The following is a 455-nucleotide window of genomic DNA, read 5'->3' as shown; positions in this document are numbered from 1 at the left end:
CATATACAAAAACTCCCAAATACTAAGCATTCATTTAAGCCAGATGGGCCTGCTCTTAATCCTAAGTGGAAACACTAAGAAAGGACTGAGATATCTAACAAAATCCATTGCAATGGCACCCCTCAATATGGAAAACTACCATAAACTCCTAGAACTTGCTCTCGACTCGCGCTCAGTAGAGTATATCAAAAAAATACTCCAGTTTAACCGATAGCACACTACATTTTTAAACTCAGCTCAAAAACGCTTTATTAGGTGACTCAAATGAACAGCACGCTCACCATGATGATCATTGGCATCCTAGCATTTTGGGCCGTGCTCTACGCCCTCTTCGGGAGAAAATACAATGAAGAGAATGAAGAGGGCTTGGCTGTTGACCTTTTCATAGCCATGTGGCGAACAAAGAAACTGTTAGGCTTCATAGACAATCTCGCCCATAGATGGAAGCGCTTCTG

The 455-nt window shown here is 42.0% G+C and carries 1 pseudogene; it reads left to right on the top strand.

The annotated features are described in order from the left end of the window. Nucleotides 1-214 (top strand): annotated as a pseudogene (locus E3E42_RS11910) (glycosyl transferase); the annotation flags it as partial. Between the last annotated feature and the right edge of the window lie 241 nt (nucleotides 215-455).

Origin of the sequence: Thermococcus sp. JdF3 (assembly GCF_012027495.1) — an archaeon.
GTDB lineage: Archaea > Methanobacteriota_B > Thermococci > Thermococcales > Thermococcaceae > Thermococcus.
This window is presented reverse-complemented; position numbering and strand designations above follow the sequence as displayed.